The sequence below is a fragment of the Candidatus Nitrotoga fabula genome (assembly GCF_905221025.1).
Taxonomy (GTDB): Bacteria; Pseudomonadota; Gammaproteobacteria; order Burkholderiales; family Gallionellaceae; genus Nitrotoga; species Nitrotoga fabula.
The window spans coordinates 20825-47559 of the sequence record NZ_CAJNBL010000011.1 but is presented as its reverse complement, the minus strand read 5'-3'; the positions used below and the strand labels follow the sequence as shown (position 1 = coordinate 47559).

Genomic DNA, 26735 nt, shown 5'->3' with positions numbered 1-26735 from the left:
CGCTACTTAATCTTCTTTGACACATGGGTTTCCTCTCCGAATGACTGCGGGCATTATCTCATGATAAAAGTGAATTAGAGCTGCCTTTGCCTTGATTTTCCGGGTTTTGTTTCGTAGGTTCCAAGTCGGTTAATCTGTTCTGTCATGCCGTTTTACGGCCCAGCCACCATAGCCACGCAAAACCCAGCAATCCCGAAATAAGTGAAGCGGACAGAATGCCGGTTTTTGCCATCAATAAATATTCGGGTTGAGTGGAAAAACCCAGTTGTGCGATGAATATCGACATGGTGAAGCCGATACCTCCCAGTACCGAAACCCCCGCAATCTGGCTGAAACGCGTGCCGGTAGGCAGCTGGCCGATCCCCAGTCGCAGCGCCAGCCAGCATGCGCCGGTAATGCCGATGAATTTTCCAAATAGCAATCCGAGCATCACACCAAGCATGACCGGGTGCGTAAAGGTTTCACCCAGTGTGCTGATCTGGATAGGGATGCCTGCATTAAACAGGGAAAAAACAGGAATAACGACAAAAGCGACTGGTAAATGCCAGGTGTCTTCCAGCTTTTGCAAGGGTGTTTGCACATTTCGTATACTTTCTTCCAGGTTTTGCACGATGGGGTGTAATTTTTCATTGGTCATCAGGCTGTCATGCTGCTTGCAATTGGCTGCAAACAGTCTGATTTGCTGTTTTACGCGATCAATAAACAGTGCGGGGTCATATTTGGATCGGGCGGGAACTGTGAATGCGCCCAGAACACCGGCTATCGTGGCATGTACGCCTGACTGCAGTAACGCATACCAGAGCAGGACTGCTACCAGAAAATAGGGGATTACCTTGCGGATTCCAATAACGTTGAAAGTCATCAGCAATATCACCAGCGCTACGGATACGCTCAGCCAGTTCAGCGCCAATTCCTGCGTATAGAACAGTGCAATTACCAGAACCGCACCCAGATCATCCGTAATGGCAAAGGCAACGAGAAAAGTAACGAGCGCTTTGGGTACGCGGCTGGCAAGCAACGTCAACGCCCCTACAGCGAATGCGATGTCGGTTGCCATGGGTATGCCCCAGCCGTGGACAGCATCACTATTATGGTTCAAGGCAACATAAATGAGCGCAGGTGCCACCATCCCTCCAACGGCTGCGATGACAGGTAAAGCTGCCTGACGCAGATCGGACAGTTCACCTACCATGATTTCGCGTTTCAACTCCAGACCTACCACAAAGAAAAACAGTGCCATCAGCCCATCGTTTATAAAATGGTGCAGGCTCATGTTGACCCCCCAGTTGCCAATATTCAGGTTGACCGGGGTATGAATGGCATGCTGGTAGGTTTCTGCCATAAAACTGTTTGCCAGCAATAGCGCAATGATTGCACTCACCATCAGGAACAGACCGCTTGCCGTCTGGCGGTGGATGAATTTTTCAAACGGCGTGAGTACGCGCTTGAACACGCGTTCCCAGGGCGCATAAATAATTCCATTTTCTGTATCGGGATGGGAATGCTGCGGGTTTGCCATGTTATTTGCTATCTTTAGGGATATAGGGTTTTTCTTATGGAGGATGCAGTCTGTGGCAGCTGCATCCGGATCGGAAATGTAATTCTAATCAAGAAACGGGTTTCTGGTGTTGTGTTGGGGCCGGGGAGGTTGTGTGAAATCCGGTCAGAGCAAAATAAATTCCGTCGGGAAAAGCAGTCTGGCAGGATTCGCCTGATTTTGCCAGCCGATTGGTTTAATAGTATGATGTACACAGTAGCCAATGGCAGAAAAAAATCTGCAGGGTAAAGACGTTATCAGGGCTCAACCTGATGCGCAGGATAAATTCTGGGACAGGAGGATCGTTGCCGGCTTGGCATAACTTCTGACCTTGTTTTGTAATTTTTTTGAAAGTGAAAAAGAATTGGCGGGCCTCCCCGCATTGCAAGGTGGTGAATCTGGTCAGGTCCGGAAGGAAGCAGCCATAACCACTGATTGCAAGTGCCGGGGTCAGGGCTCGCCTCCCTATTCGGAGCTGAGGATTGTATGAAGAAAATAATCGCGCTAGTTTATGCATTGTTGCTAAGCAGCAATGTGTGGGCCGTTGACGGGTTTTCTGTTGAATACGGTCAGACCGATTATTCTGGAGACAATGCCAACATGGCACGCCTCGGGGCGCAATGGGACTGGAAAAAACCCTTGGTGACCAAGGGGAACTGGTTGTTGACCGGATACTGGGAAGTTTCTGCCGGAAGCTGGAATGGCCAGAATCGCGGAGGCAAGGATTACAACACTGCGGATATCGGATTTACCCCGGTATTTCGCCTGCAACAGAAAAATTTTTCTTGGGCTGCACCCTATGTAGAGGCGGGAATCGGGGTTCATCTGCTTTCAAACACGCATATCACTGCAGACCGGGAGTTCAGCACGGCGTTCCAATTCGGGGATCATCTTGGCGCAGGGCTGCGGTTTGGCGACAAGCATCGGTTTGATTTGGGCTATCGTTTCCAGCATCTTTCAAATGCCAGTATAAAAGATCCAAATCCGGGTATTAATTTCAGTCAAATCCGTCTGGCTTACCACTTTTGAGACAACATAAATTTTGTCAGCCACTTCTGTTCTAGCACGCAAATGGCGGCCTAAAATCTTCGCGCAGCTCGCGGGGCAGAAACATGTAGTGCAGGCATTAAGCAATGCGCTTGCGCAGAACCGATTGCATCATGCCTATCTGTTCACGGGTACGCGTGGCGTAGGAAAAACCACCATTGCACGTATTTTTGCAAAATCCCTGAATTGTGATCTTGGAATTACTGCCACTCCTTGTGGGATATGTGCCGCCTGTTCCGAGATTGACAGCGGGCGTTTTGTGGATCTGGTCGAGCTGGATGCAGCATCGAATACCGGTATCGATAATATGCGCGAAGTGCTGGACAACGCGCAATATCTTCCAACGGTGGGGCGCTACAAGGTTTATTTGATTGACGAAGTGCACATGCTTTCCAAGGCAGCGTTCAATTCGATGTTAAAAACACTGGAGGAGCCGCCACCGCATGTCAAATTTATACTGGCGACCACCGATCCGCAAAAAATCCCGATTACCGTGTTGTCTCGCTGCTTGCAGTTCAATCTCAAACAGTTGCCCCCGGATTTGATTGCAGCACACTTGAGGTTTGTTCTGGAGCAGGAAAAAATTGAATTTGATGTTGCTGCGCTTGCGTTGCTGGCGCGCGCGGCGCAGGGAAGCATGCGCGATGCGTTGAGCCTGCTTGACCAGGCGATTGCCTATTCCGGTTGTAAGGTTGATGAGACGACAGTCTTTACTATGCTGGGTGCGATTGACCAGGGTTACTTGTATGACCTTTTGCAAAAGTTGCTGGAGCAGGATGGAGCAGGCCTGATGCAGATTGCCGGTTCCATGCAAAGCCGTAGCCTTGCGCTGGATGCTGCCTTGCAGGAGCTGGCGACGTTGCTGCACCGCATTGCCCTTGCGCAGACAGTACCGCAAGCGATCGCAGAGGACGAGCCGGAACGGGAGCGGTTACTCGGGTTTGCCCGAAGTTTTAGCCCGGAGGAAATCCAGTTGTATTACCAGATTGCGATCCATGGTCGCAGCGAGATTGAACTGGCCCCCGATGAATATGCAGGCTTTACCATGACATTGTTGCGCATGCTGGCGTTTATGCCAACGGGTACCAGAGGGATGCCGGAGCATTCAGGGACGCAGAGGCAGGGTGCATTGCAGCAGGCGACGGGTCCAGTGCTGTCCGCCGCGGATACTGCGGTGCAGCAATCGCCACCTGCGGGTATTGTTTCGGATTCCAGTCACGTACCGGGGTCGATTGCGTCTATTTCTGACTGGAGTGCGCTGGTGGCGCAGCTGAACATTCAGGGGATGGCGCGTGAACTGGCAAAGCATTGCACGCTGGAAAAATTTTCGGACGGACAGCTTGTTTTAATGCTGGTACCACAGCACAAGCATTTGCTGTCCAACAAAACCGCCCAGGAAAAATTGCAGGCCGCTCTGGTGGAATATTTTGGCCAGGCAGTTCGTTTGCAGGTTCTGGCTGGCACACGCAATGAAGACACTCCGGCTGAAATAGAGCAACAGGCCAAACAGAAGCTGCAGCGGCAAGCGGTGGATGCCATTATGCAAGATCCCTTCGTTAGAGAGGCTCAGGCGCAATTGGACGCACAACTACTGGAAGATACAATTAAACCAATACAATAACCGTATGAGGAAGCTGATATGATGAAAGGTGGATTGGCTGGGATGATGAAACAGGCCCAGCAGATGCAGCAGAACATGAAGAAAGCACAGGATGAGCTGGCCACAATCGAGGTGGAGGGCCAGGCAGGGTCCGGCATGGTGAAAGTCGTGGTGACTTGTGCATATGACGTGCGTCGGATTTTACTGGATGATAGCCTGCTTTCTGAAGACAAGGAAATGCTGGAGGATTTGATCGTGGCAGCAATGAACGATGCGATGAAGCAGGTTTCTGTTGTTACCCAGCAAAAAATGGGTGGATTTACATCGGGCCTGAATTTGCCGCCCGGGCTGAACCTCCCATTCTGATTTTCCGGATGCGTTGAGTTTGGCAATGAATACGCCTTCCGCTCTGGAAGAAATGATGGCTGCTTTGCGCTGTTTGCCAGGTGTCGGGCCGAAATCCGCGCAGCGGATGGCCTATCATTTGCTGCAACGAGACAAATCGGGGGCGTTGCGGCTTGCGCAAGCGCTTGCCCGGGCGGTCGAGCGCATCCATCATTGCGTGAAATGCAACAACTATGCAGAGGAAGAAATTTGCTCCCTGTGCCGTTCGCTTAAGCGTGATGCAGGCTTGTTGTGTGTCGTTGAAATGCCTGCGGACCTGCTGATGATGGAACAGGCGCAGTGCTACCGGGGCATGTATTTTGTGCTGATGGGACGATTGTCTCCACTGGATGGAGTCGGCCCGCGAGATTTGCCCCTGGATCGGCTGTTGAGACGTGCGCAGGAAAATATTGGGGAAGTAATCCTCGCGACCAATTTCACGGTGGAAGGGGATGCAACCGCGCACTATATTTCTACCCTGCTGGCCGCACAGGGCATTAAAGTCTCGCGAATTGCGCGGGGGTTGCCGGTTGGCGGAGAACTGGAATATGTAGACAGCGGAACTTTGGCGCAGGCTGTGCTGGAAAGACGGGTGGTTACGGGGTGAGCGGGCAAGTGAAACAAGATGAACAGCAAGGCGAGCGTCTGCAGAAGGTTTTGGCGCAGGCCGGGCTGGGTTCGCGACGCGCGATGGAAGAATGGATAGCCGCAGGTCTCGTTACAGTGAACGGGGTGGTGGCACAGCTGGGTACGCGGGTGCATGAAGGGGATGTGGTTCGTGCCAACAGACGCACCATTCCGATCAAAACCCCTGGCAGCGATTTGCCGCGGGTACTGCTCTATCATAAACAGGAAGGTGAGATTGTCAGCCGGGAAGACCCGGAACATCGTACCACTGTGTTCGATCAATTGCCCAGGTTGCGTGGCATGAAGTGGATTGCCATCGGGCGGCTGGATTTCAATACCAGCGGGTTATTGATTTTCACCACATCCGGTGATCTGGCCAACCGTCTGATGCACCCGAGATTTCAGGTAGAACGGGAATATGCGGTGCGCGTTCAGGGAAGAATGGGTGACGAACGGATGAGGCAAATGCTCGAGGAAGGAATCGAGCTTGAGGATGGCCCAATAAAATTCGAAAAGCTGACCGACGAGGGAGGCGAGGGATACAACCACTGGTATCGCGTGATGTTGAAGGAAGGAAGAAATCGAATTGTGCGCCGTACTTTTGAGGCGTTGGGATTGACCGTCAGCCGTTTGATTCGCGTGCGCTATGGCATAGTCAACCTTCCTCCGCGCCTGAAGCGGGGCGCGCTGTTGGAACTTGAACCGGGAGAGGTTTCGAAAGTTCTTGACTGGGCAGGGATGCAAATGCAGCCTGTCCATAAAAAACAGGCTGCCCCTGGGAAAGGTAATTTCGAAAAAACCCGAAACAGGCCTGTGAAAGCAGGAAGCGCCAGAAAAACTGCCCACCTTTCTAGGGAAAAAACTGCCGGTCCCTCTGGGAAAAAAACTGGCGTGCATGCCGGAAAAAAGGCTACAACCCAGGGAGCAGGGCTGCCAAGGAACTATAAACGTTAACGGGTAGTTGCTGAGATTCTTTACTATCCGGATCAGGCCATGCAAATAGCAGTTTATGCAGCGTCAATTTAATCTTCAGCCTTCGAGATTTCTTGCGGTCGCGTTGTTGCTTTCTCATGGCGCTGCACTGGTAGTGCTGGGAGTATTGGCAATGCCTTTGTGGCTAAAAGCGTTGCTAATCCTGCTTGTTCTGGCCAGTCTGTTTTATTACATGCGGCAAGAGGCATGGCTGTCTGTAGGGTCCTCTAACAGACAGTTGGTAATGGAAGGAGACCAGCTATTGCTGATCGGATGCAATGGCGATCAAATGCATGTCCGGATACTGGCCGATAGCCTGGTTACGCCTTTTCTTACGGTACTGGTTGTTTTGCCGCACGGTGCAAATTTTACTCGCAGCATCGTGATTATGCCGGACAGCCTGGATGCAGAATCTTTCCGGCGCTTGAGAGTTTGGCTCAAGTGGGGAAATGCAGGATTTGGAAATGTACCCTAGGCGTTTGGAATAAACACGGTTGGAACAGCCATGGGAAGGGTTCCGGGATAATCCTTGCTGTAATGCAATCCTCGGCTTTCGTGCCGGGATAATGCACTTTGCACAATGAGGTCGGCAGTCAGCACGAGGTTGCGTAACTCCAGCAAATCCGAACTGACATGGAAATTCGCATAATATTCGTAAATTTCTTCATGCAGAAGGCGGATGCGGTGTTGCGCCCGTTCCAGTCTTTTCGTAGTTCGAACAATCCCGACATAGTCCCACATGAACTGGCGTAATTCAGCCCAGTTATGAGAAATAATGATGTCTTCATCCGCATCGGTTACCAGGCTTTCATCCCATTGTGGCAGCTGAATGGACGGGCCGGGCGGGGTGGCAAGTATGCTGTGCGCGGCGGCATTGGAAAAGACCATGCACTCCAGCAGAGAATTGCTTGCCAGGCGGTTTGCACCATGCAAGCCGGTGCAGGCGGTTTCGCCCACTGCGTACAGATTGGGCACGTCGGTACGCCCGTGCAGGTCGGTTACGATGCCGCCGCAGATATAGTGTGCTGCTGGTACCACCGGTATGGGCTGGCGTGCCATGTCAATGCCCAGAGACAGGCAGCGTGAATAGATAGTAGGAAAGTGCTCCTGCAGGAAGTGGAGTGGCTGATGCGAAATGTCGAGATATACACAATCCAGCCCGCGCTTTTTCATTTCAAAATCTATGGCGCGTGCGACGATGTCCCGAGGTGCCAGTTCTGCACGGTCATCGTGTGCAGGCATGAACCTTGTGCCGTCAGGCAGTTTCAGGATGCCTCCTTCACCACGAACTGCTTCGGAGATCAGGAAAGATTTTGCATGCGGGTGATAGAGGCAGGTTGGATGAAACTGGATGAATTCCATATTGGAAACGCGGCAGCCGGCGCGCCAGCCCATCGCGATACCGTCGCCGGTGGCCGTATCCGGATTCGTCGTATATAGATATACCTTTCCGGCACCGCCGGTGGCCAGGATGGTGTCATGTGCGGCGATGGTAATCACTTCACCAGTCAGGCAGTTGAGAGCGTAGGCACCATAGCACTGGTTATGCCGGTGGCCGAGTTTTTTTCCGGTGATCAGGTCAATGGCAATATGTTGTTCCAGCAGGGTGATGTTGGGGTGCGCGATAACCTTGGAAGCCAATGTTTCCTGCACGGCATGTCCTGTTGCATCGGCGGCGTGAATGATGCGCCGGTGGCTGTGACCGCCTTCGCGTGTAAGATGGTAGCCGGAATCGGTGCTGGCATCTCTTGAGAACGGAACCCCTTGCGCAATGAGCCAGTCAATTGCCGGTCTGGCATGCTCGATTACATAGCTTGCGGTGGTTGGATCGCAGAGGCCATCGCCTGCGGTCAGTGTATCCTGGATATGTTCGTTCAGCGAGTCTTCTTTGGAAAGTACGGCAGCGATCCCCCCCTGTGCCAGAACGCTGGCTCCCTCCAGCAGGGATTTTTTGGTGATGACGGCGACTTTTCTCTGGCTGGCAAGCTTTAATGCAAGGGAAAGTCCTGCCAGGCCGCTGCCTATAATCAAAACATCAAATTGAGGCATGCTGGCCATCCGTTCGGTAATGTACTCTGAAAGCAAAAGGTTCGTTCCATTCCTGAAAAAAATCTGAAACAAACCTGAAATTCATATTGTCATCAAATGCGAACTATAGCAAATCTGGTCTGCCATGAGGGAAATGGCCTTACACTAGGAACTAATTACGCAATTTCTTGACTAATTTTTTGAATGGGACTGACTCTGTTCTTCACTCCGGTTATACTGACAAGTAGTCTTTGGTTCGGCATGATTAAACTTAGGGTTGAAGAATGAGTGAGAGGGAAGTCGATCAGCAGCTGGTCGATCGCGTGCAGCGTGGGGACAAACATGCCTTTGAATTGCTGGTTGCCAAGTACCAGCGTCGGTTGGCACGGTTGATTTCGCGCTTTGTGCGCGATTCAGTCGAGATTGAGGACCTTACCCAGGAAGCCTTCATAAAGGCTTATCGCGCTTTGCCAACCTTTCGCGGTGACAGTGCATTCTATACCTGGCTGTACAGGATCGGCATTAATACTGCGAAAAACTATTTGCTGGCGCAAAAGAGAAAGGCTCCAACCACAACCGTTTTCGATGCCGAGGAATCGGAAGGTTTTGAGGATGCCGGGTTGCTGCATGAAGTGAGCACACCTGAAAACGAGTTGATGAGCAAACAAGTGGTGGATGTAGTGAACTCATCCTTGCAGGACTTGCCTGATGATTTGCGTATCGCACTGACTTTGCGGGAAATCGAGGAAATGAGCTATGAAGAAATCGCAGCCATGATGAATTGCCCCATCGGGACCGTGCGTTCCCGTATTTTCAGGGCGAGGGAAGCAATAGCAGCCAATCTGCGCCCATTGCTGGGTACTAGTAAAGATAAAAGGTGGTAATAATGAAGCAGGAAATTTCAGCGCTGATGGATGGTGAACTGCCCGAAGAGGATGCCAATGCCATATTTGATAAGTTGAAACGAAACCCGGAGGCGCATGAAGAATGGGCAACTTACCATCTGATCAGTGAAGTGCTGCGGCAGCCTGATCGTGTGCAAACCAATATTCATATGGCAATACGAGATCGCTTGCAGGATGAACCCACCGTGCTCGCACCCCCTAGTCGCCCCCGTCAGGATTCCAGATGGTTTGCCTTGTCTGCAGCGGCATCTGTTATGGCGTTCACGTTTGCAGCCTGGTTGCTGATACAGAACGGATCAGAACCCACCCGGACGACAATCGCGTTGCATCAGTCCACTGTTGCGGATTCCACCGCGAACAGTGTGGATGATTATCTGAGGGCACACCAGGAGGTTTCGCCCAGCCTGGATGTATATAGCATGAATTCATACGTTCATACTGCAGTGCCGCACCATCAAGGGGATCAATAGGCATGAAGGCGAGATTAGCGCTGGCAGTCGTGATGTTTACTGCCGCGTTTCCGGCGTTCTCAGACAATGACGCCCAGAGTGACATGGATTGGCTGCAGATCAGTGCGGTTGCCGCACGCCAGACTGATTACACTGGAATTTTTGTTTATCAGTACGGTAATCATATACAGACAGCACGTATTACGCATGTTGCCGACCAGCATGGTGAGCATGAGAAGCTGGAAAGTCTGGATGGCCCCCGTCGCGAATTTATTCGTAGAAACAATGATGCCTGGTGGAATCTAGGTGACCAGAAACCCATACAGGTAGAAAAGCAATATAGCGGCAAAAGGTTTCCCGACCTGTTACCGGAACAACTCTCCGCGCTGAATGAAAATTACCGGATTCGTGCTGCCGAGCAGGCACGTATTGCAGGCTTTGATACCCAGGCCGTAATTTTTCAACCTAAAGACAGTTTGCGTTACATTCATAAAATCTGGATTCACAGGGATTCCGGGCTTCTGATGAAAGCTGCTGTATTTGATGGTCGCAGCAAGCAGAAGGTTGAGCAATATACTTTCATTCAGCTAAGGATAGGCAGAGAGGCAGATTCTAGTCAGGCGGTTCAGATGCAGCCCCCCGTTCCTGCTGAGCAAAAAACCTTGATGTCAGTTTCGTCCGACCCGGGCATGCCGGCTGCAACCACTGGGTGGAAAGTGACTTTTCTGCCTACCGGTTTTAAAAAGATAACGGAAATGCGCCGATCTCTACATGGTAAGAATGCCAGTGCGATTCATTTCGCATTTTCTGACGGATTGGCCGGTATTTCCGTCTTTATTGAAGCGCTGGAAAATATATCCAATAGCAAGTTGGGTCTTTTCAGCCGCGGAGCAGTTCATGTATACAGCAAAGTTAAAGGCGATTTTCTGGTGACGGTGGTGGGTGAAGTGCCTCCCCGTACGGTGATGCAGGTAATGGATTCAGTTCGATATACAGGTCAGTAAATTTCTCCCGGCAATGAACATGCCGGAGTGCTCATCATTCAATTCAATTTAATCCGGTTCCAGTTCATTGTTGCTTCTTTCTGCGCACAGGCAAGTCTTTCCGGGCAGCAGCCCTGCTAAAAATGATTCTGATGGGTAAAACGAACGAAATGTATCCATGGCAAGCCGAACTGTGGCAGCGCTGGATGGAGTTGCGCAGACGGTCGCCACATGCAATGCTGCTGAAAGGTCCGCCGGGAGTAGGCAAGCTTGATTTTTCAATGCATATCGCCCGTTCCCTGCTGTGCAATAATTCACGGCATGATGGGTCTGCATGCCAAGAATGTGCCTCCTGTCACTGGTTTGAACAGGGAACGCATCCCGATTTTAGCCTGTTGCTGCCCAGTGCACTTTCCGCTGAAATTCAGGAAGCCAGCGAAACTAGGGTTGCTCCCAGTGTTAAAAACTGGACACGGGGAGTTGCTGACGAAGCGCTGGAAGAACAACAGAAGAAAGGAAAAAAACCAGGCAAGGAAATTTCTGTCCAGCAGATTCGTTCCATTTCTGGGCTCGCTACCCTGTCCAGCCATCAGGGTGGGCAGCGGGTAGTGCTGATTTATCCTGCAGAGTCCATGAATCTGAATGCAGCGAATGCATTGCTTAAAACTCTGGAGGAACCGCCCGGGAGGATGATGATGATTCTGGTCAGTCACAGGGCACAGCAATTGCTTCCAACGATCGTGAGTCGCTGCCTGACCTTGGTGGCAGCAACACCAGAGCCTGAAGTCAGTGCTTCCTGGTTGCGGCAGCAGGGGTATGAAAATCCTGAAGCTATTCTGGCACGGGCCGGATTTTCTCCGCTGCTCGCTGTTCGCCTGGCTGAAAGGGATGCAGGGGCGGAGGAGTACAGAATCTTTCTGCAGGAAATCCGGCAGCCTTACAGATTGGATGTGTTTTCTCTTGCCGAAAAATTGCAGCGCATTGAGCCGGTGCATGTCATTCATTGGTTGCAGCAATGGTGTTACGATCTGGGAAGCGCAAAGCTCACAGGTGAGGTTAGATATCATACGGATATCAAGGAACATTTAATAAACTTATCCAGCAAGGTCGGAATGTTTGATCTGCTCACTTTTCAGGGCAGGCTGATTACTGCAAGGCGCGAGGCATTGCATCCGCTAAACCCGAAATTGCTGTTTGAGTCGATATTGATGTCTTACCGGGGAATGATGCTGGGTGCATCGACAGGCTCGGCAGGATAATGTCTGGTAACATTTTAATCCTATAATAATTAATCAAACCATCATGTTCATAGATTCGCATTGCCATATTAATTTTCCGGAACTTGCTTCCATGCTTGGCGAAGTCCTGGAAAACATGCGTCAGAATGAAATTTCTCATGCGCTGTGCGTTTCGGTTAATCTGGAGCGATTTCATGAAGTGCAACAGATTGCAGAAAAATATGAGCATATTTACGCTTCGGTTGGTGTACACCCGGACCATGAGGCGGATGCAGAACCCACACAGGCAGGGTTGGTCCATCTGGCTAAGCATTCCAAGGTGGTTGCTATCGGAGAAACCGGGCTCGATTATTTTCGTCTGAAGGGAGATTTGGAATGGCAGCGTATGCGGTTCCGCACCCATATTCGCGCAGCACGTGAAATTCGCAAACCATTAATTATCCATACCAGGGAAGCGGCACAGGATACTCTACGCATCATGGCTGAAGAAAATGCAGCGGATATAGGTGGTGTGATGCACTGTTTTACGGAAAGTCTGGAAGTTGCCCTGGCAGCGATTGAAATGAATTTTTATATTTCTTTTTCTGGGATAGTCACTTTCAAAAATGCGGTTACCCTGAAGGAAGTGGCACGCAAGATTCCATTAGATCGAATATTGATTGAAACGGATTCCCCCTATCTTGCTCCGGTGCCTTTTCGCGGAAAACTCAACCAGCCTGCTTATGTAAAGCATGTGGCCGAAGAAATTGCCAGGTTGCGTGGCATGGATCTTTCCGAGATTGGCTGCTCAACTTCAGAAAATTTTCATCGCTTGTTTCTGGGTTCGTGCAGCTGATGCTGTCGGTTCCGGCAGAGGGCCAGGCGTATGCAGCAGTCGACCTGGTATCAGGAATCCACCGGGTATTTTGCTGATTTAAACTAAGAGGCTGAGTGTTATCGCATTGCATGCCGGATTGCCTAGGGGTTGGCTCCAGCCCGCGAATTGTTACATAAGATTGTCTGAACCATCATGTGAGTCACGGACCGGAAGTTTGAAGGCTGATTTTTTGATTATTGGGGGCGGAATTGCAGGCCTCTCCACTGCCCAGTGTTTGCTGCAAAAAGGGGCGTCCGTAACCCTACTGGAGCGTGGTATAACCGGCCAGGAAGCTTCGTGGGCAGGGGGAGGAATCCTGTCGCCTTTATTCCCATGGGATTATTCCGATGATGTGACCCGCCTGACCAGTCGTGGTGCAAGCCTTTTCCCTGCATGGACCCGGGAAATGCATGAACTGACGGGTATTGATCCTGAATATGATGTCTGCGGAATGCTGGCGCTACCCCCGTTTGACGCGCTGGCGGCATTGCAATGGTGCGGGAAGCGCCATCATTCTTCATGGAAAAGGGCTGATACTGCCAGTCATGAGCTGCATGGGCAGGAGGGCGCAATTTTTCTGGATGACGTTGCCCAGGTACGCAACCCCCGGTTGTTGCGTGCATTGCGGGCACATGTGGTTGCCCTTGGCGCACGTATTGTCGAGCAATGCACTGTGAACGAAATTGAAACAGCCAAAGAGAATGTCATTTCACTCAGCACATCGGGCGGTAAGGCTTCAGCGCACGCTTATATTGTTACTGCCGGGGCATGGAGCAAGGAAATATTAGGGCGGCTTGCGTTACGGCTGGAGATTAAACCGGTTCGCGGGCAAATGCTGCTGTTCAAATTTGACAGGATGCCGCTTGGCCATATTGTAGTCCAGGAGGATTTATACCTGATTCCGCGCCGAGACGGGCATGTACTGGTAGGCAGCACACTTGAGGATGTGGGTTTTGACCGAAATATAACCATGGAAGTCCGGGCAATGCTTTGGAAACGTGCACAAAAGGTGCTGCCTTCCCTGAAGGGGAGACAGCCGGTGCAGCATTGGGCAGGGCTGCGACCCGCATCTCCGCGAAATATTCCAACTATTGGTCGCCATCCTGAGCTGAAAAACCTGTATCTGAACAGCGGGCATTTCCGTTATGGCGTGACCATGGCTCCGGCCGCTGCCGAGATTCTTTGCAATGAGCTCTTCGGCCTGCCGCAACCGTTTGATATTACCCCATACCGGTCAGGTTGGGGCGTCTGAAGGTGCTCGTTCCTGATTCGGAGAAACGACTCGGGCAGGTGTTGGAAAAGACTGGGTGAAGTCTGTGCGGATTGCTATTGTGCTGTTTCCTGCAGTTGATCCAGGATTGCCGGGTTTTCGAGGGTCGATGTGTCCTGCGTGATTTTTTGTCCTGTTGCAATGGAGCGTAATAAACGCCGCATGATTTTTCCGGAGCGGGTCTTGGGAAGATTATCGCCAAAACGGATTTCATCCGGTTTGGCGATCGGACCGAGGTGGGTTCCCACCCAGTTGCGCAGTTCATCGGAAATTTGCTGCGCTTCTGCGTTCCCAGGGCGCGATCCTTTCAGCACCACAAAAGCTACAATGGATTCTCCCTTGATATCATGCGGTTTGCCAACTACAGCGGCTTCTGCTACCAGAGGATTGGATGCCAGTACAGCTTCGATCTCTCTGGTGCCCAGACGATGGCCGGATACCTTGAGTACGTCGTCAATGCGCCCCATGATCCAGAAGTAACCGTCTTCATCCTGGTGTGCAGAATCTCCTGCCAGATAGGCACCTTTCATATTCTCCGGGAAATATCCCTTGCGATAGCGTTCGTCATTACCCCAAATGGTGCGAATTTGCGAAGGGAAAGGGCGCTGGATGACCAAAAATCCTTTGTGCTGGCCTTGCACCCGTTCGCCGTCCTCGTTGACGATGGCTGCCAGGATGCCGGGCAAGGGCAGGGTGCACGAACCGGGTTTGGCCGCAACTGCCCCAGGGAGTGGGGCAATCATGTGACAACCAGTTTCGGTTTGCCACCAGGTATCCACCACAGGGCAGCGTGATTTGCCAACCTGCGTGTAATACCATACCCAGGCAGCCGGGTTGATGGGCTCTCCCACGGTACCGAGCAGGCGCAGGCTGGAAAGGTTGTATTGCCCGGGCAGGTCTCCTCCCAGTTTGATCAGTGCACGAATGGCGGTCGGAGCAGTATAGAATGTGGTGACCTGATGATCCTGTATCATTTTCCAGAAACGACCGGCATCCGGCCAGGTAGGTACGCCCTCGAATATCACCTGGGTTGCTCCGACTGCCAGCGGACCGTAGGCAACGTAACTGTGGCCGGTGATCCAGCCCACATCTGCGGTGCACCAGAAAATATCCGATGGCTTGTAATCAAATACCCATTGCATGGAAATAATGGCGCCAAGCAGGTATCCGCCGCTCGAATGCTGGACTCCTTTTGGCTTCCCGGTAGAACCGGAAGTATAGAGTATGAACAAAGGGTGTTCCGAACCTACCCATTCCGGTTCGCAAGTAAAGGCATGAGGGGTGGTCAGATCATGCCACCACAGGTCATGTTTCGTATTCCACGGTATTTCGTTCCCTGCGCGCCGATAAACAATCACGCTATGAACGGTTTCGCAGCCACCCATCCCAAGCGCTTCATCGATGACAGTTTTAAGCGGCAACATCTTGCCGCCGCGGAACTGACCATCCGCGGTAATCACGGCACATGCCTGGGCATCCTCGATGCGTTCGTTCAGGCTTAAAGAGGAAAAGCCACCAAAAACAACCGAATGAATGGCGCCAATGCGTGCACAGGCCTGCATAGCCACCACTGCCTCAATGCTCATCGGCATGTATATGATTACGCGGTCTCCTGGCTGTATGTTGCGCGACTTCAGAGCATTGGCAAATTGACATACACGGGCATGTAGTTCGCGATAATTTACCCTGGTTACCTCTCCGTTGTCGGCTTCAAAAATCAGCGCAGTCTTTTCCGGATGGGTTGTCAGGTGTCTGTCCAGGCAGTTATAGGAAACATTCAGCTTGCCATCTTCAAACCACTGGTAAAACGGCGCATGGTTCTCATTTAAAATCGTGCGGAATGGTTGGTTCCATGCGATATGTTCGCGTGCCAGCCTGGCCCAGAATCCTTCATAATCTTCCGAAGCTTCCCTGCATAAGGCCTGGTATGCATCCAGACCGGAAATGTTTGCCTGCCGGATGAAGGCATCGGAAGGAGGATAGATAAGAGCTTCGTGCAGGTCGGCCTGGTTGGGGTCATGAATAGGCATAATTCACTTTCAGAAAAATAATTTTTTGCGTAGAGTCCAGATTTTAGAGAATGAATGGATTGTGATCCTTGAATGCAACAGGCTGATTTAAAATCCCGAACTCATCGGGGGATAGTGTCCTGTATTATGGTCCGGTTTGCTGCCGTTTCATTGGGTTGTCCATATTCTTCCTGCTGGAAAAAGATGGAAAATGAATAATGAAATCCTGCATGTCTTGGGCACGTCAAAAGCAGATTGTATTCAAGAATTTTGTATTTGTAATAGTAGCCCCGGTCTAGCTGGCAAGGATCATTTGTTCCAGCTTGGCTTTTTTTTCAGACAGTTCCTGCAGGATTTTTTCTGCCAGATCTCCCAGGGGGTTGCCGCCTCGCGTTTCTGCTCTTTCAATGGTAACTTTCATTTTATAGAGATCAGACTGCTTCCTGCCGCGCAGTTCGTCCTGAATTTCTTCAAGGCGTCGACGCAATTCTCCGGTCCGGCGAACAACCTGAAGAGTCTGTAGTTCCACGCCAAGATCAGGGATTTCATCGGGACTTTCTACTTCCTGCATTCCGCTTCCCGGGATAAAATCCAGTACCAGTTTTTCAATGGCTTGCTGATCGCCACGTTCGTAGGCAAGGTTCAGCTTGATCATGAATCCGTGGCGACGCTGACGATCCGGCTCCGTACTGGCACGGTCTGGGTGCATCATCATGGCGGCGCGCCGGAATGCCTGCTTGAGCTCCGGGGTAATCACCAGAGGGGGAGGGGGCTGTGCTTCGATCAGGCCAGCTTCTTCGGCAGACTTGCGTGCCTGTTGCCGAGTGCCTTCGGCATGGGCTTGAGCGAATGCGTCATCCGGGGTAAGGCCCGCCAGAAAGCTGGCAATTTGAGCTTCCAGATCATCCAGCTGTGCGTACAGCCGCCCGACCGTATCATAATAGCGTCGCTGGAACTGTGCGGTTTCTACTTTTACTGTTTCCAGCTCCAGTTCAGCTGAAATAACCTGCTCGCCAAGATCGCGCTGTTCCTGCACCAGACGCGGAAGCTCCTGTTCCAGTGATGGTCTCATTCTTCAGGCGTGTCCCAGCTCAAAGTAAATTCCTTCAGGCGTTCCCATGCAGCCGGATCGACCTGATCCCGTGTTCCGATTCCTAGCGCCTTTAAGTGCTCCAGGGCCCGGGTTTCTCCCTGCTGGGCTGCCTTGCGATACCAGTATACAGCCTGGTGCTCATTCTGTTCGGTTCCCAGTCCATGGCTATACATCCATCCTGTATGGAACTGTGCTTCAGCCTGCCCTTGTTCTGCTGCCTTGCGGAACCATAGCATGGCTTCCTGGTGGTTCTGTTCAACGCCCTGGCCGATGCTGTACATCATGCCGGTTGTATATTGTGCCTGGACATCTCCCTGTTCTGCTGCCTTGCAAAACCAGAAAATGGCTTGCTGGTCATCTTGTGTCACACCCAGTCCGTTATTGTAGAGATACCCAAGGTGCAGTTGGGCCTGGGCAAGATTTTGTTCCGCAGCCTTGCCATACCAGAATGCCGCCTTTGGGTAATCCTGGCGGGTGCCCTGTCCTTTTTCATACAGGCTACCCAGATGGAACTGGGCTTCGGCATGTCCCTGTTCAGCTACCTTTTCATACCAGTGAAAAGCCTGCTCGAAATCCTGGGTAACGCCGCGTCCCTTGGCACAATAGTTTGCCATTGCGTACTGCGCACGCAGGTGTCCCTGCCGGGCAGCCTTGCCATACCAGTATGCGGCTTCCTGGTAATCATACGGAACGCCCTGACCCTTGTCATACAAATTGCCAAGCGCAAATTGTGCCTGTGCGTTCTCTTGTTCCGCGGCTTTCAGGAACCAGAATCGGGCCTGCTGTGGATCCTGCGTGATCAACTGTCCGCTGTTATGCATGGCACCCAGATTGAATTGCGCCCGTGCTAGTCCTTGTTGTGCTGCCAGCTGATACCAGGCAGAAGCCTGTTCATAGTCTCGATCTATTCCCTGACCGTGCTCGAACATATACCCAAGGGAAAGCTGCGCCCAGGCATTTCCCTGTTCCGCTCCCATCCGATACCAGAAGGCTGCCTGCTTGTAGTCCTGCGGCACGCCGTTACCGCAGTAGTATAGAGTTCCCAAAGCATACTGCGCCCGGGTATGTCCCTGTTCTGCTGCCTGGATATACCAAGATACGGCCTGCTGGTAATCTTGCATAACCCCTTGTCCGTTCTGGTACAAGGCAGCCAGGTTATACCGGGCCTGCGCCAGTCCCTTTTCCGCTGCTTTCTGATACCAGTAAAGCGCCTGTGCATAATCGGTCTCGATTACTTCTCCAAGCCAGTACAATCTTCCCAGGTCGTTCCATATTTCAGGGTCTTCCATATCCTGGCGGGCAGTGCACCATTCCAGCGCCAGTTTTGCGTAGTGCCGGGCTTTTTCCACATGGGCCGGGAAGCTTCTGCCGCCGCTGTAAAAAAGCGATAATGGGAAATAGGCTTTCCCGTATTCGTGGTCGGCCAGCTCATGGAAAGCAGCCAGCGTTTCCTGCAGGTCGTCCAGATTTTTCTGCGTCCATACGGCGTTAAAACCTGTTTTATCTCCAAGTTCAATAAGATGGTCATGCGTTTCCCGCGCACGTCGGTAAATCGATTCATGGTCTGCTGCGAGAACAGGGTCGTTCGTGCGCAAAACCGCTTCCATTCCCCGGGCGATCAGGCTATGCCCCTGTCCGGCATGCGCAACCACATCACTGGAGGACATTCTGACTGGAAGATGATTTGAGTCGGTCATAAAAAGGGATCCTTCGATTTCCATCCAGCAGGATGCGTAGACATGGATTGAAAATTTTCCATTTTACGCATCGTCGTCATCCAAATAGTTCACAAAGCGATTAGTCAGGTATACAGGGGGAAGAATTCCGGGAAGATTGCATAAAATGGTTCCGGATCAGTGCCGGGTTCTGTTCCCATGGTAGCAGGTTTGGTTCATTGCGCTGATCTCTGTAAGGGGATTACTGGTAAAAATCCACTAACCCTGTCTGGGTGTCATACATGCCTCCAACAATGGCTATCTGAAAATTCTCCAGCATTCCCCTAAGTACTTCACTTTTGTGTTTGATGTGGGTAATGGTTTCAAATACATTTTCTCTGGCAACATTTTCTACGAATTCCGAATTCTGGGAGTTGCGGTTGGTCGCAGGGTCGCGAACCCTTGCAACTGCAATCCGGAGCTTTTTGACCAGTGCGGTGAAATTGCCAAACTGGATGTTGTCGCATGCGCTTTTAATCGCGCCACAACCTGTATGTCCCAACACGACAATGATTTTCGCGCCGGCAACCTTGCAGGCGAATTCCATGCTGCCCAGAATGTCTTCGTCCGCTATGTTTCCTGCTATGCGGATACTGAACAGATCCCCCAGACCCTGATCAAAAATGAGCTCTGCAGAAGTTCTAGAATCGATGCAGCTAAGGATTACGGCAAATGGAAATTGTCCTTCGGATGTTTCAGACAATTGCTGCAGTAAGTCACGGTTCATATTGACATTTTGTGCAAAACGGGCATTCCCCTCCTTGAGAATCTGTAACGCCATTTCCGGCGTAAGATTTGCCTGGGTTTCTTTGGTATGCGTTCTCATTAAAAATCCCTGTAAAAAATGCCCTGAAATTTCTGATTGAAGGCAGATGAGTATCCTGTCTTGCCTAGACTTATTTTAGATAGGCAACATGACATTGTGAAGAAGCAGATCACATAATTTTTGGATAAACCGGATATGGCGGAAGATAGACAGTCAAACCTGAAGGGATATATTACCTGAATAATTCCGGATTGCATGAAATATCCTTCATTCCAGAGCATGCAATTCTGCAAACCGGTTTCTTCATTCACGGGAACGTGCGAAAGATGGGGTGGCATACTACAGTAACCAGGGCGGACAGATGCGCGGTCTGCAATGTGCTGGATTCAGTCATCGATTTGAATGACCTGACTGGAACAGAAAATAGCTGTCCATATCTTTCTGATATGCGCTGAACAGCAAACCGGTGAGTGCCAAGCTCACGATTTTCAGGAATTTGGCCGGGGTGGGCTGGCTGGGTGATTCCGTATCATGGAATCCTCTTTACACAGAAAGGTAAGCTACAATAGATTGGGATCGGTTCGTGCTGCTTCAGAAATATTGTAATAATAAGTTTACTACCAGGGAGGGGAATTTCATGTTAGCAAAGATACCTCAACAGGCTTTTAAGGATTTTGAGGGTGGGATGAAATGGATCGACCGCGGAGACTATGCCCAGGCAGCAGAATTGTTGAAGAAAGCGTCGGAACAGGGGCATGTGGATGCCCAGTTTTATTTGGCAGGACTGTATGCCGATGGTCAGGGGGTCAGGCAGGATTTCAAGCAGGCCATGCATTGGTATCGCAAAGTGGCGGATAAAGGCTTTGCCGAGGCTCAGTTCAACCTGGGTGTGATGTATTATAAAGGTCAGGGCGTCGAACAGGATTTTGAGCAGGCCAGGCAATGGTATCTCAAGGCTGCGGATAACGGAGACGCGCTGGCTCAGTATGCGCTGGGGCGCATGTATGAAAAAGGGGAAGGCGTTACACAGGATTATAAATACGCGTTTTCCTTGTATGAAAAAGCTGCAAACCAGGGAGTGGCACAGGCCCAGTATAAATTGGGGGTCATGTATGAAGAGGGCAACGGGGTGGTTCTGGATGAAGAGCAGGCTGCTTTCTGGTATGAGAAAGCTGCAAACCAGGACAATGTGCATGCGCAATTCAAGCTGGGGTACATGTATGACAATGGTATCGGCGTCCCCCAGGATACCCAGAAGGCCCTGTTCTGGTGGAACAAGGCTGCAGAACTGGGGGATACCGAGGCGCAGAGAAATCTGGGCGTCATGTATGACATGGGCCTGGGAGTTCCGAGGGATTACATCGAAGCGCACAAATGGCTCAGCATTTCCGGGGCGGGTGGCAAATGGTTCAAGGTTGCGGGCGAATGGATCAATAATATTTCCAGCCTGGATGACGATGAAGAGGTTGGCAGTGGATTGCGCGCCGTGGAACTATTCATGACACCGGAGCAGATTGCCGAAGCGCAGAGACGGGCCAGCGAGTGGATGAACAAACATAAAAAATAATCCCTGTGCATGTTCATCCGGAATGGAGTTCTCATGCTGGAACTTTTTGGGTTGTGCGGCTATGTATAATGCGGGCAGGATGAAACTGGAATGCAGACAGAAGGTAGCCTGCACTCATGTCCAGCTTGTTCGGAAAAGGAAAGATTTTCGTTGAAGGCTGGAGCAGGAATGTGCCCCCTTTCGGTGATTCAGGCAACTGTACCCGCCCAAGCATGCACTGTATGGAATTTCTCTGTTTTTTGGGCACTATGTGTGCCAGCGTACAGACGGAGTAAAACCGTTGCAGGAAACTGAATTGGAGGGAAGCAGCATAGTTTTTTCATGCGGCAGCTGTGAGTTTATGTACAGGAGGCGGGTTTCCGGCACCATGGCTTGAGTGCCGTGGTTCTTCCCATTATCAACCTACAGGAGGTCATCCATAATGAATCATTCAACCCCAAACCAGACAGAAGGTGCAGTGGCTGCCGCTGGTAACATGGCGCAGCGGACGGGTACGGCAGTCGGAAATGTTTTGGATGCAACCCGGTCTGCCGGAAGACAGGCGGGGGAGTTTGCAAGTACTGAAATGGCCAATCTGCGCGCTGATCTGGATGATTTGGTTGCGAACCTGCCCAGCCTGTCCGAAGGAGATGTCCACGAAGCCAAGGAAAGACTGATGGACAAAATTGCCGCGGCGAAGGAAGGTGCCAGGGAAGCGACAATCAACGCGCGCAGACACCTGCGCGAGGGAGTCGAAAGCTCCAGGGGGTATGTAAAGGAACATCCTTTACAGGCGGTTGGATATGCCGCTGCTATCGGCTTTCTGTTGGGATTGCTGGTCGCGCGGCGCTGACCGGTTTTCCGGGGTGGCGCTCGGGATAGCACTTGCATTCCTTAACCTGGTTAACTGTCATGTTTGAAAAAATCAAAAAAATTAAACTGCTTGGCTCGATGGCTCGTGATCGCATGGACGATTATAAGGAGCTGGTGCCGGTTCTGATGAAAGTCCAGTGGCATTACTTCAGCGCCCAGATCATCAGTTATGCATTGTTGTCTATTCTGGCATTGCTTGGTCTGGTCTTTCTGGGTGTGGCCATTATTGTCAGTTTCTGGGATACGGCATATCGTGTGGCATCCGCGTGGGCAGTCGTTGCCGTGTACGTGCTGGCAGCCTGTGGAATTTTTCTATCCTGTCAGGGCAGGACACGCCCGGCATCCCCTCTGGACACATTGCGCGCCGAACTGGACAAGGATGCGCAAATGGTAAAGGAAATGGTATGAGCAGGCACATCTCCCCGGAAGAGCAGCAACATATCCTCCTGGAGCGCATGGAGGAAAAAAGACGTCTCTATCGCGAAAATTTTTCCCAGCAGTTTCCTGCACCCCGAAGCTCGACCGCATTGCTGGCTCATCCGGAAGGGTTCCCGCGTAGCCATACTTTCAGGTTGATCATGCAGCATCCCTATCTGATCGGCTTGGGGCTGACTGCGGTCGTGATTCTGCTATCCAGCGGGAAAACAAGGGGATATGCAAGGGGCGCGATCGGTCGCATGCCGGGCTTGCTGGCTGGAAAACTTCGGTCGTTGCTCGTTCCGGCAGCACTGCGCTTTTTCCGTTCCTACCTCAAACGCTGACGCAACCCTGCGGGTTGCCAGTCCGGCCGGGATGTATGCGGACAATTGCTCCGGAACGCCCAGCCTGAATCCCAGCGTGAAAATCCTCCCGTTTTTCCTGGGCAGGTGTGAGGCTATTTTGCCTCATGCCCGGGAGGTTTCTGTTGTCTTAAATTCATGGATTTTGGTTGTCATCTGGTTTTAGGTTAGAATCCGCATCATTTTTGTTATCGGGGTATAGGAACTCGTGGCATTGATTATACAAAAATATGGCGGAACGTCTGTAGGCAGTCCAGAGCGCATTAAAAATGTGGTGCGGCGCGTGGCGAAATACAAATCGCTCGGTCATCAGGTGGTTGTAGTGGTTTCCGCCATGAGCGGAGAAACCAACCGCCTGATTGCCCTGGCAAAGGAAATGCAGGCGCACCCTGATCCGCGTGAACTGGATATGGTCGTTTCCACCGGGGAGCAGGTGACCATCGGGCTGTTGTCGATGGGCCTGATGGAAGCAGGGCTGAAGGCTAAAAGTTACACCGGCGCCCAGGTCAGGATTGTTACCGACAGTGCACACACCAAGGCGCGCATTTTAAGCATAGACGAACAGAATATCCGCAACGACCTGGCCAACGATATCATAGTCGTAGTGGCCGGTTTTCAGGGGGTGGATCAGCACGGGAACATTACGACCCTCGGGCGCGGAGGTTCCGATACCACCGGGGTGGCGATCGCTGCCGCACTGCGAGCGGACGAATGCCAGATCTACACAGATGTGGATGGTGTGTACACTACAGATCCCCGCATGGTGCCGGAAGCACGCCGTCTGAAGACCATCACCTTTGAAGAAATGCTGGAGATGGCCAGCCTCGGCTCCAAGGTTCTGCAACTCCGTTCCGTTGAATTTGCCGGGAAATACAAGGTCAAGCTGCGCGTGCTATCGAGTTTCGAGGAAGAAGGCGAAGGCACGCTGATCACTTTTGAGGAAAACGAAAAGATGGAACAGGCGATTATTTCAGGGATAGCCTTTAACCGTGATGAAGCAAAGATTACCGTGCGCGGGGTGCCGGACAGGCCGGGGATTGCTTATCAGATTCTGGGGCCGGTAAGTGAAGCCAATGTGGATGTGGATATGATCATTCAGAACATTGGCGTCGATGGCTCTACCGATTTTTCCTTTACGGTGCATCGCAATGAATTCTCCAAGGCCATGGACATCCTGAAAAATCAGGTACAGCCTCACGTCGGTGCAACCAATGTGGTTGGAGATGATAAGATTGCCAAAGTATCGGTAGTCGGGGTCGGCATGCGCTCGCACGTCGGCATCGCCAGTAAAATGTTCCGCACTCTGGCAGAAGAGGGCATCAACATTCAGATGATCTCCACTTCCGAAATCAAAATTTCCGTGGTGATCGATGAAAAATACCTGGAACTGGCCGTGCGCGTGCTGCACAAGGCATTCGATCTGGACCAGGAACCCATGTAGTAGCTTGACCTTTTGCATGGGTTTGAGTACACTTCATGATCTTTAGGAGAGATGGCCGAGTGGTCGAAGGTACTCCCCTGCTAAGGGAGCGTAGGGTTTATAGCCTTACCGAGGGTTCGAATCCCTCTCTCTCCGCCAGGAAGGAAGTTTGATGCAGTTAGTATGCGCCCGTAGCTCAGATGGATAGAGTACTTGGCTACGAACCAAGGGGTCGGGCGTTCGAATCGCTCCGGGCGCGCCAGTAAATCAAAGGGTTAGGCAGAAATGCTTAACCCTTTTTATTTCGTAATTCCGATTGGTGACACTTTTGGTGACACCTTTGCAAGATCCAGGTAATTCCGTGCAGTTTTCTCCATCACTCTCTGATGGATAGGGGCAGGTACAGTTCAGACAGATGGACCGACACCTTTGATTGGTATTGTGGATTTTCGGCTACCTAGCTGGAACAGCAAAAAACCAGGCTCATTGACCGGGTCGTCTACAAGTTAATCTGACCGAACGCAATTACCGTCCATGCATTCATGCCCGATTGTGTGGCGAAAAGTTTGTCATGGCATATCCGGGAGCCACTACCATTTCAATCGCTGACCCTGCCACAGAGTCCTTCAAATCCCCGCAAATTCCTGATCTCCATTTCAATGAATAGTGTTACACTATTCACATGAGTAAAGCCATATCCAAAACCCCTACCCGGGGCGGCCGTCGCGAAGGCGCGGGCCGCAAACCCGGTCTTGGGCCATGGGGAGAAAAAACCATCCCGGTCCGGATACCCGTCAGCCAGAAACAGAATGTCCTTGCCTTCCTGCACAGGCAGAAGGCCCAGCCCGTGACATCCCTGCCTGCAGAAGCCTTGCTTCCTGCAATTGAGCCGGTCCCTCTGTCGGTTCCTCTGTTCTCCAACCGCATTGCTGCCGGATTTCCTTCTCCTGCCGATGATTACATCGAAAACCGCCTGGATCTCAACGAATTACTGATCCGTAACCCCGCTGCCACCTTTTTCCTCAAGGTCAAAGGCCATTCCATGAAAAATGCCGGCATTTTCGATGGCGACACCATCGTGGTCGATCGCTCCATCGACATCCGTCATCACCACATCGTCGTGGCGGCGGTGGATGGCGAACTCACCGTCAAGCGGCTCTCGATGGAGCAGGGCAGGACGCGCCTGGTCGCCGAGAACCCGGAATTTCCCGATATCGAACTGAAGGAAGGGCAGGAACTGGTGATCTGGGGCGTCGTCACCAACGTCATTCACCCGGTAAAGTAACCATGCGCAGCATTGCGCTGATTGATGTCAACAACTTCTATGTCTCCTGCGAACGGGTGTTCAACCCGGCGCTCGAAGGCAAGCCTGTCATTGTCCTGTCCAACAATGACGGCTGTGCCGTGGCCCGCAGCAACGAAGCCAAGGCGCTCGGCATCCAGATGGGCACCCCCTGGTTCCAGCTGCGCGACCTGGCCCGGCAGCATGGCATCCTTGCCTTCTCCAGCAACTATCCCCTGTATGCCGACATGAGCAACCGGGTCATGACCATCCTTTCCCGGTTCTCCCCAGTACAGGAGATCTATTCCATCGATGAATGCTTCCTGGAACTCACCGGCATGCCCTTACCCCATTCTGCCATTGGCCGGGCCATCCAGAAGCGGGTCCGGCAATGGACCGGCCTGCCGGTCTGTGCCGGCATTGCCGCCACCAAAACCCTGGCCAAGCTGGCCAATCACCTCGCCAAGAAGCATCCCCGCTTCAACGGAGTCTGTGACCTGAATGCCCTGAACCCGGCAGAGCAGGAGGAATGGTTTACCTGCATCCCCGCAGGCGAGATCTGGGGCGTCGGCCGCAAGCTGGCTCCCAGGCTGGCCACAATTGGCATACACACGGCACAGGACCTGAGACAGGCCAACCCTGCCATGCTGCGTTCGCGTTTTGGCGTAGTGATGGAAAAGATCGTGCTGGAACTGAAGGGAGTCGCCTGCCTGGATCTCGAAACCCTGACTGAACCCAGACAACAGATCGTTTGCTCTCGTTCTTTCGGAATTCGGGTCAGTGATCTGCCCTCCCTGCAGGAGGCCATCAGCCTTTACGTGACCCGGGCAGCAGAAAAACTGCGCAGACAAAAATCACTGGCCGGATCGATCTCGGTTTTCCTGCAAACCAGCCTGCACCAAACAGAACCGCAATACGCCCCCAGCCTGTCCATCCCGCTACCGGTTTCGACCGATGACACCAGCCAGCTGATTAAAGCGGCTCTGTGGGGCCTGAAGCGAATATACCGCCCGGAAGTTCGTTACCAGAAGGCGGGAGTGATGCTGGCTGAACTGACTTCGAAAGCAGCCGTTCAGCAATGCCTGTTCTCTGCAACAACCCGCAAGGACCAATCCGAATCCCGCATGGCCGCACTGGACGGTATCAACCGCAAGATGGGCAAGAACACCTTGCGCTATGCATCCGAAGGCGTCACGCAGAACTGGAAAATGCGCTCGGGCAACAAGAGCCCGTGTTATACCACCAGCTGGAAGGAGATCGCGGTGGCGCGGTGTTAGGCGGATGATGGAATAAAATAATGTTCATTTTCCATGCATATCCCCGGGTTGGATAATGCTCATGCTGTGAGAAGATAGA

At 51.9% G+C, this 26735-nt stretch carries 25 protein-coding genes, 2 tRNA genes and 1 other RNA gene; 22 read left to right on the top strand and 6 right to left on the bottom strand.

The annotated features are described in order from the left end of the window. Nucleotides 1-142: 142 nt before the first annotated feature. Nucleotides 143-1519 carry a Na+/H+ antiporter NhaA gene (nhaA, locus tag KJA68_RS04550; RefSeq protein ID WP_213035750.1) on the bottom strand — a complete coding sequence of 459 codons (1377 nt, stop codon included), beginning with the start codon at nt 1517-1519 and terminating at the stop codon, nt 143-145. 384 nt (nt 1520-1903) lie between these two features. Here nhaA and ffs point away from each other — a divergent pair. From ffs to KJA68_RS04515, 7 genes are all read left to right on the top strand, one after another. Next, an RNA gene (ffs, locus tag KJA68_RS04545) (signal recognition particle sRNA small type) lies at nt 1904-2002 on the top strand. A gap of 21 nt (nt 2003-2023) precedes the next feature. Beyond that, on the top strand, nt 2024-2566 hold the full coding sequence (locus tag KJA68_RS04540) for an acyloxyacyl hydrolase (RefSeq protein ID WP_213035749.1): 543 nt from the start codon (nt 2024-2026) through the stop codon (nt 2564-2566). A 13-nt stretch (nt 2567-2579) separates the two neighbouring features. After that, nucleotides 2580-4205, top strand: coding sequence for a DNA polymerase III subunit gamma/tau (gene dnaX, locus KJA68_RS04535; protein WP_213035748.1), 1626 nt, complete (start codon nt 2580-2582; stop codon nt 4203-4205). 18 nt (nt 4206-4223) lie between these two features. Beyond that, nucleotides 4224-4550 (top strand): YbaB/EbfC family nucleoid-associated protein, encoded by a 327-nt coding sequence (locus KJA68_RS04530; RefSeq protein ID WP_213035747.1) that lies wholly within the window; start codon nt 4224-4226, stop codon nt 4548-4550. Nucleotides 4551-4575: 25 nt separating this feature from the next. Further along, on the top strand, nt 4576-5175 hold the full coding sequence (recR, locus tag KJA68_RS04525) for a recombination mediator RecR (protein WP_213035746.1): 600 nt from the start codon (nt 4576-4578) through the stop codon (nt 5173-5175). Nucleotides 5176-5183: 8 nt separating this feature from the next. After that, the gene (gene rluB / locus KJA68_RS04520) at nt 5184-6149 is read left to right on the top strand and encodes a 23S rRNA pseudouridine(2605) synthase RluB (RefSeq protein ID WP_246487063.1); all 966 of its coding nucleotides are present in this window, start codon (nt 5184-5186) and stop codon (nt 6147-6149) included. A gap of 55 nt (nt 6150-6204) precedes the next feature. Continuing rightward, nucleotides 6205-6642: a protein YgfX gene (locus tag KJA68_RS04515; protein WP_213035745.1), complete on the top strand. Its 438-nt coding sequence runs from the start codon at nt 6205-6207 to the stop codon at nt 6640-6642. Here KJA68_RS04515 and nadB read toward each other — a convergent pair. Further along, the gene (gene nadB / locus KJA68_RS04510; protein ID WP_213035744.1) at nt 6639-8216 is read right to left on the bottom strand and encodes an L-aspartate oxidase; all 1578 of its coding nucleotides are present in this window, start codon (nt 8214-8216) and stop codon (nt 6639-6641) included. The two genes, KJA68_RS04515 and nadB, sit on opposite strands and share 4 nt — an antisense overlap. Nucleotides 8217-8479: 263 nt before the next feature. Here nadB and rpoE point away from each other — a divergent pair, with 263 nt between their 5' ends. From rpoE to thiO, 6 genes are all read left to right on the top strand, one after another. Next, on the top strand, nt 8480-9079 hold the full coding sequence (gene rpoE, locus KJA68_RS04505; RefSeq protein WP_213035743.1) for an RNA polymerase sigma factor RpoE: 600 nt from the start codon (nt 8480-8482) through the stop codon (nt 9077-9079). A gap of 2 nt (nt 9080-9081) precedes the next feature. Further along, complete coding sequence (locus KJA68_RS04500; RefSeq protein WP_213035742.1) at nt 9082-9570, top strand: sigma-E factor negative regulatory protein; 489 nt, start codon at nt 9082-9084, stop codon at nt 9568-9570. Nucleotides 9571-9572: 2 nt separating this feature from the next. Next, the gene (locus KJA68_RS04495) at nt 9573-10553 is read left to right on the top strand and encodes a MucB/RseB C-terminal domain-containing protein (RefSeq protein ID WP_213035741.1); all 981 of its coding nucleotides are present in this window, start codon (nt 9573-9575) and stop codon (nt 10551-10553) included. 122 nt (nt 10554-10675) lie between these two features. Beyond that, a complete protein-coding gene (gene holB, locus KJA68_RS04490; RefSeq protein WP_246487062.1) occupies nt 10676-11791 on the top strand; it encodes a DNA polymerase III subunit delta' in 1116 nt (371 codons plus the stop codon). A gap of 43 nt (nt 11792-11834) precedes the next feature. Then, nucleotides 11835-12605: a TatD family hydrolase gene (locus KJA68_RS04485; protein ID WP_213035740.1), complete on the top strand. Its 771-nt coding sequence runs from the start codon at nt 11835-11837 to the stop codon at nt 12603-12605. Nucleotides 12606-12816: 211 nt separating this feature from the next. Continuing rightward, nucleotides 12817-13878, top strand: a complete 1062-nt coding sequence (gene thiO / locus KJA68_RS04480) for a glycine oxidase ThiO (RefSeq protein WP_246487061.1) — start codon at nt 12817-12819, stop codon at nt 13876-13878. 74 nt (nt 13879-13952) lie between these two features. Here thiO and acs read toward each other — a convergent pair whose 3' ends face one another. The 4 genes from acs to KJA68_RS04460 all read right to left on the bottom strand — a co-directional run bounded on the left by acs (nt 13953) and on the right by KJA68_RS04460 (nt 19539). Further along, a complete protein-coding gene (gene acs / locus KJA68_RS04475) occupies nt 13953-15926 on the bottom strand; it encodes an acetate--CoA ligase (protein ID WP_213035738.1) in 1974 nt (657 codons plus the stop codon). A 274-nt stretch (nt 15927-16200) separates the two neighbouring features. Continuing rightward, nucleotides 16201-16977 carry a J domain-containing protein gene (locus tag KJA68_RS04470; protein ID WP_213035737.1) on the bottom strand — a complete coding sequence of 259 codons (777 nt, stop codon included), beginning with the start codon at nt 16975-16977 and terminating at the stop codon, nt 16201-16203. Next, nucleotides 16974-18695: a tetratricopeptide repeat protein gene (locus KJA68_RS04465; RefSeq protein ID WP_213035736.1), complete on the bottom strand. Its 1722-nt coding sequence runs from the start codon at nt 18693-18695 to the stop codon at nt 16974-16976. Before KJA68_RS04465 ends, KJA68_RS04470 begins: the two co-directional genes overlap by 4 nt. A gap of 220 nt (nt 18696-18915) precedes the next feature. Beyond that, nucleotides 18916-19539: a carbonic anhydrase family protein gene (locus KJA68_RS04460; RefSeq protein ID WP_213035735.1), complete on the bottom strand. Its 624-nt coding sequence runs from the start codon at nt 19537-19539 to the stop codon at nt 18916-18918. A gap of 577 nt (nt 19540-20116) precedes the next feature. Here KJA68_RS04460 and KJA68_RS04455 point away from each other — a divergent pair. The 9 genes from KJA68_RS04455 to KJA68_RS04415 all read left to right on the top strand — a co-directional run bounded on the left by KJA68_RS04455 (nt 20117) and on the right by KJA68_RS04415 (nt 26656). After that, nucleotides 20117-21046, top strand: coding sequence for an SEL1-like repeat protein (locus tag KJA68_RS04455; protein WP_213035734.1), 930 nt, complete (start codon nt 20117-20119; stop codon nt 21044-21046). 421 nt (nt 21047-21467) lie between these two features. Further along, a complete protein-coding gene (locus KJA68_RS04450; protein WP_213035733.1) occupies nt 21468-21878 on the top strand; it encodes an ElaB/YgaM/YqjD family protein in 411 nt (136 codons plus the stop codon). A 59-nt stretch (nt 21879-21937) separates the two neighbouring features. Further along, nucleotides 21938-22306: a phage holin family protein gene (locus KJA68_RS04445; RefSeq protein WP_213035732.1), complete on the top strand. Its 369-nt coding sequence runs from the start codon at nt 21938-21940 to the stop codon at nt 22304-22306. Further along, nucleotides 22303-22659: a hypothetical protein gene (locus tag KJA68_RS04440; RefSeq protein WP_213035731.1), complete on the top strand. Its 357-nt coding sequence runs from the start codon at nt 22303-22305 to the stop codon at nt 22657-22659. Before KJA68_RS04445 ends, KJA68_RS04440 begins: the two co-directional genes overlap by 4 nt. Before the next feature lie 226 nt (nt 22660-22885). Next, nucleotides 22886-24118 (top strand): aspartate kinase, encoded by a 1233-nt coding sequence (locus KJA68_RS04435; RefSeq protein ID WP_213035730.1) that lies wholly within the window; start codon nt 22886-22888, stop codon nt 24116-24118. Between the two features lie 45 nt (nt 24119-24163). Continuing rightward, a tRNA-Ser gene (locus KJA68_RS04430) sits at nt 24164-24256 on the top strand. A gap of 26 nt (nt 24257-24282) precedes the next feature. Continuing rightward, nucleotides 24283-24359 (top strand) — tRNA-Arg (locus tag KJA68_RS04425). Nucleotides 24360-24779: 420 nt separating this feature from the next. Then, nucleotides 24780-25382: a LexA family protein gene (locus KJA68_RS04420; RefSeq protein ID WP_213035729.1), complete on the top strand. Its 603-nt coding sequence runs from the start codon at nt 24780-24782 to the stop codon at nt 25380-25382. A 2-nt stretch (nt 25383-25384) separates the two neighbouring features. Next, nucleotides 25385-26656: a Y-family DNA polymerase gene (locus KJA68_RS04415; RefSeq protein ID WP_213035728.1), complete on the top strand. Its 1272-nt coding sequence runs from the start codon at nt 25385-25387 to the stop codon at nt 26654-26656. Nucleotides 26657-26735: the final 79 nt, after the last annotated feature.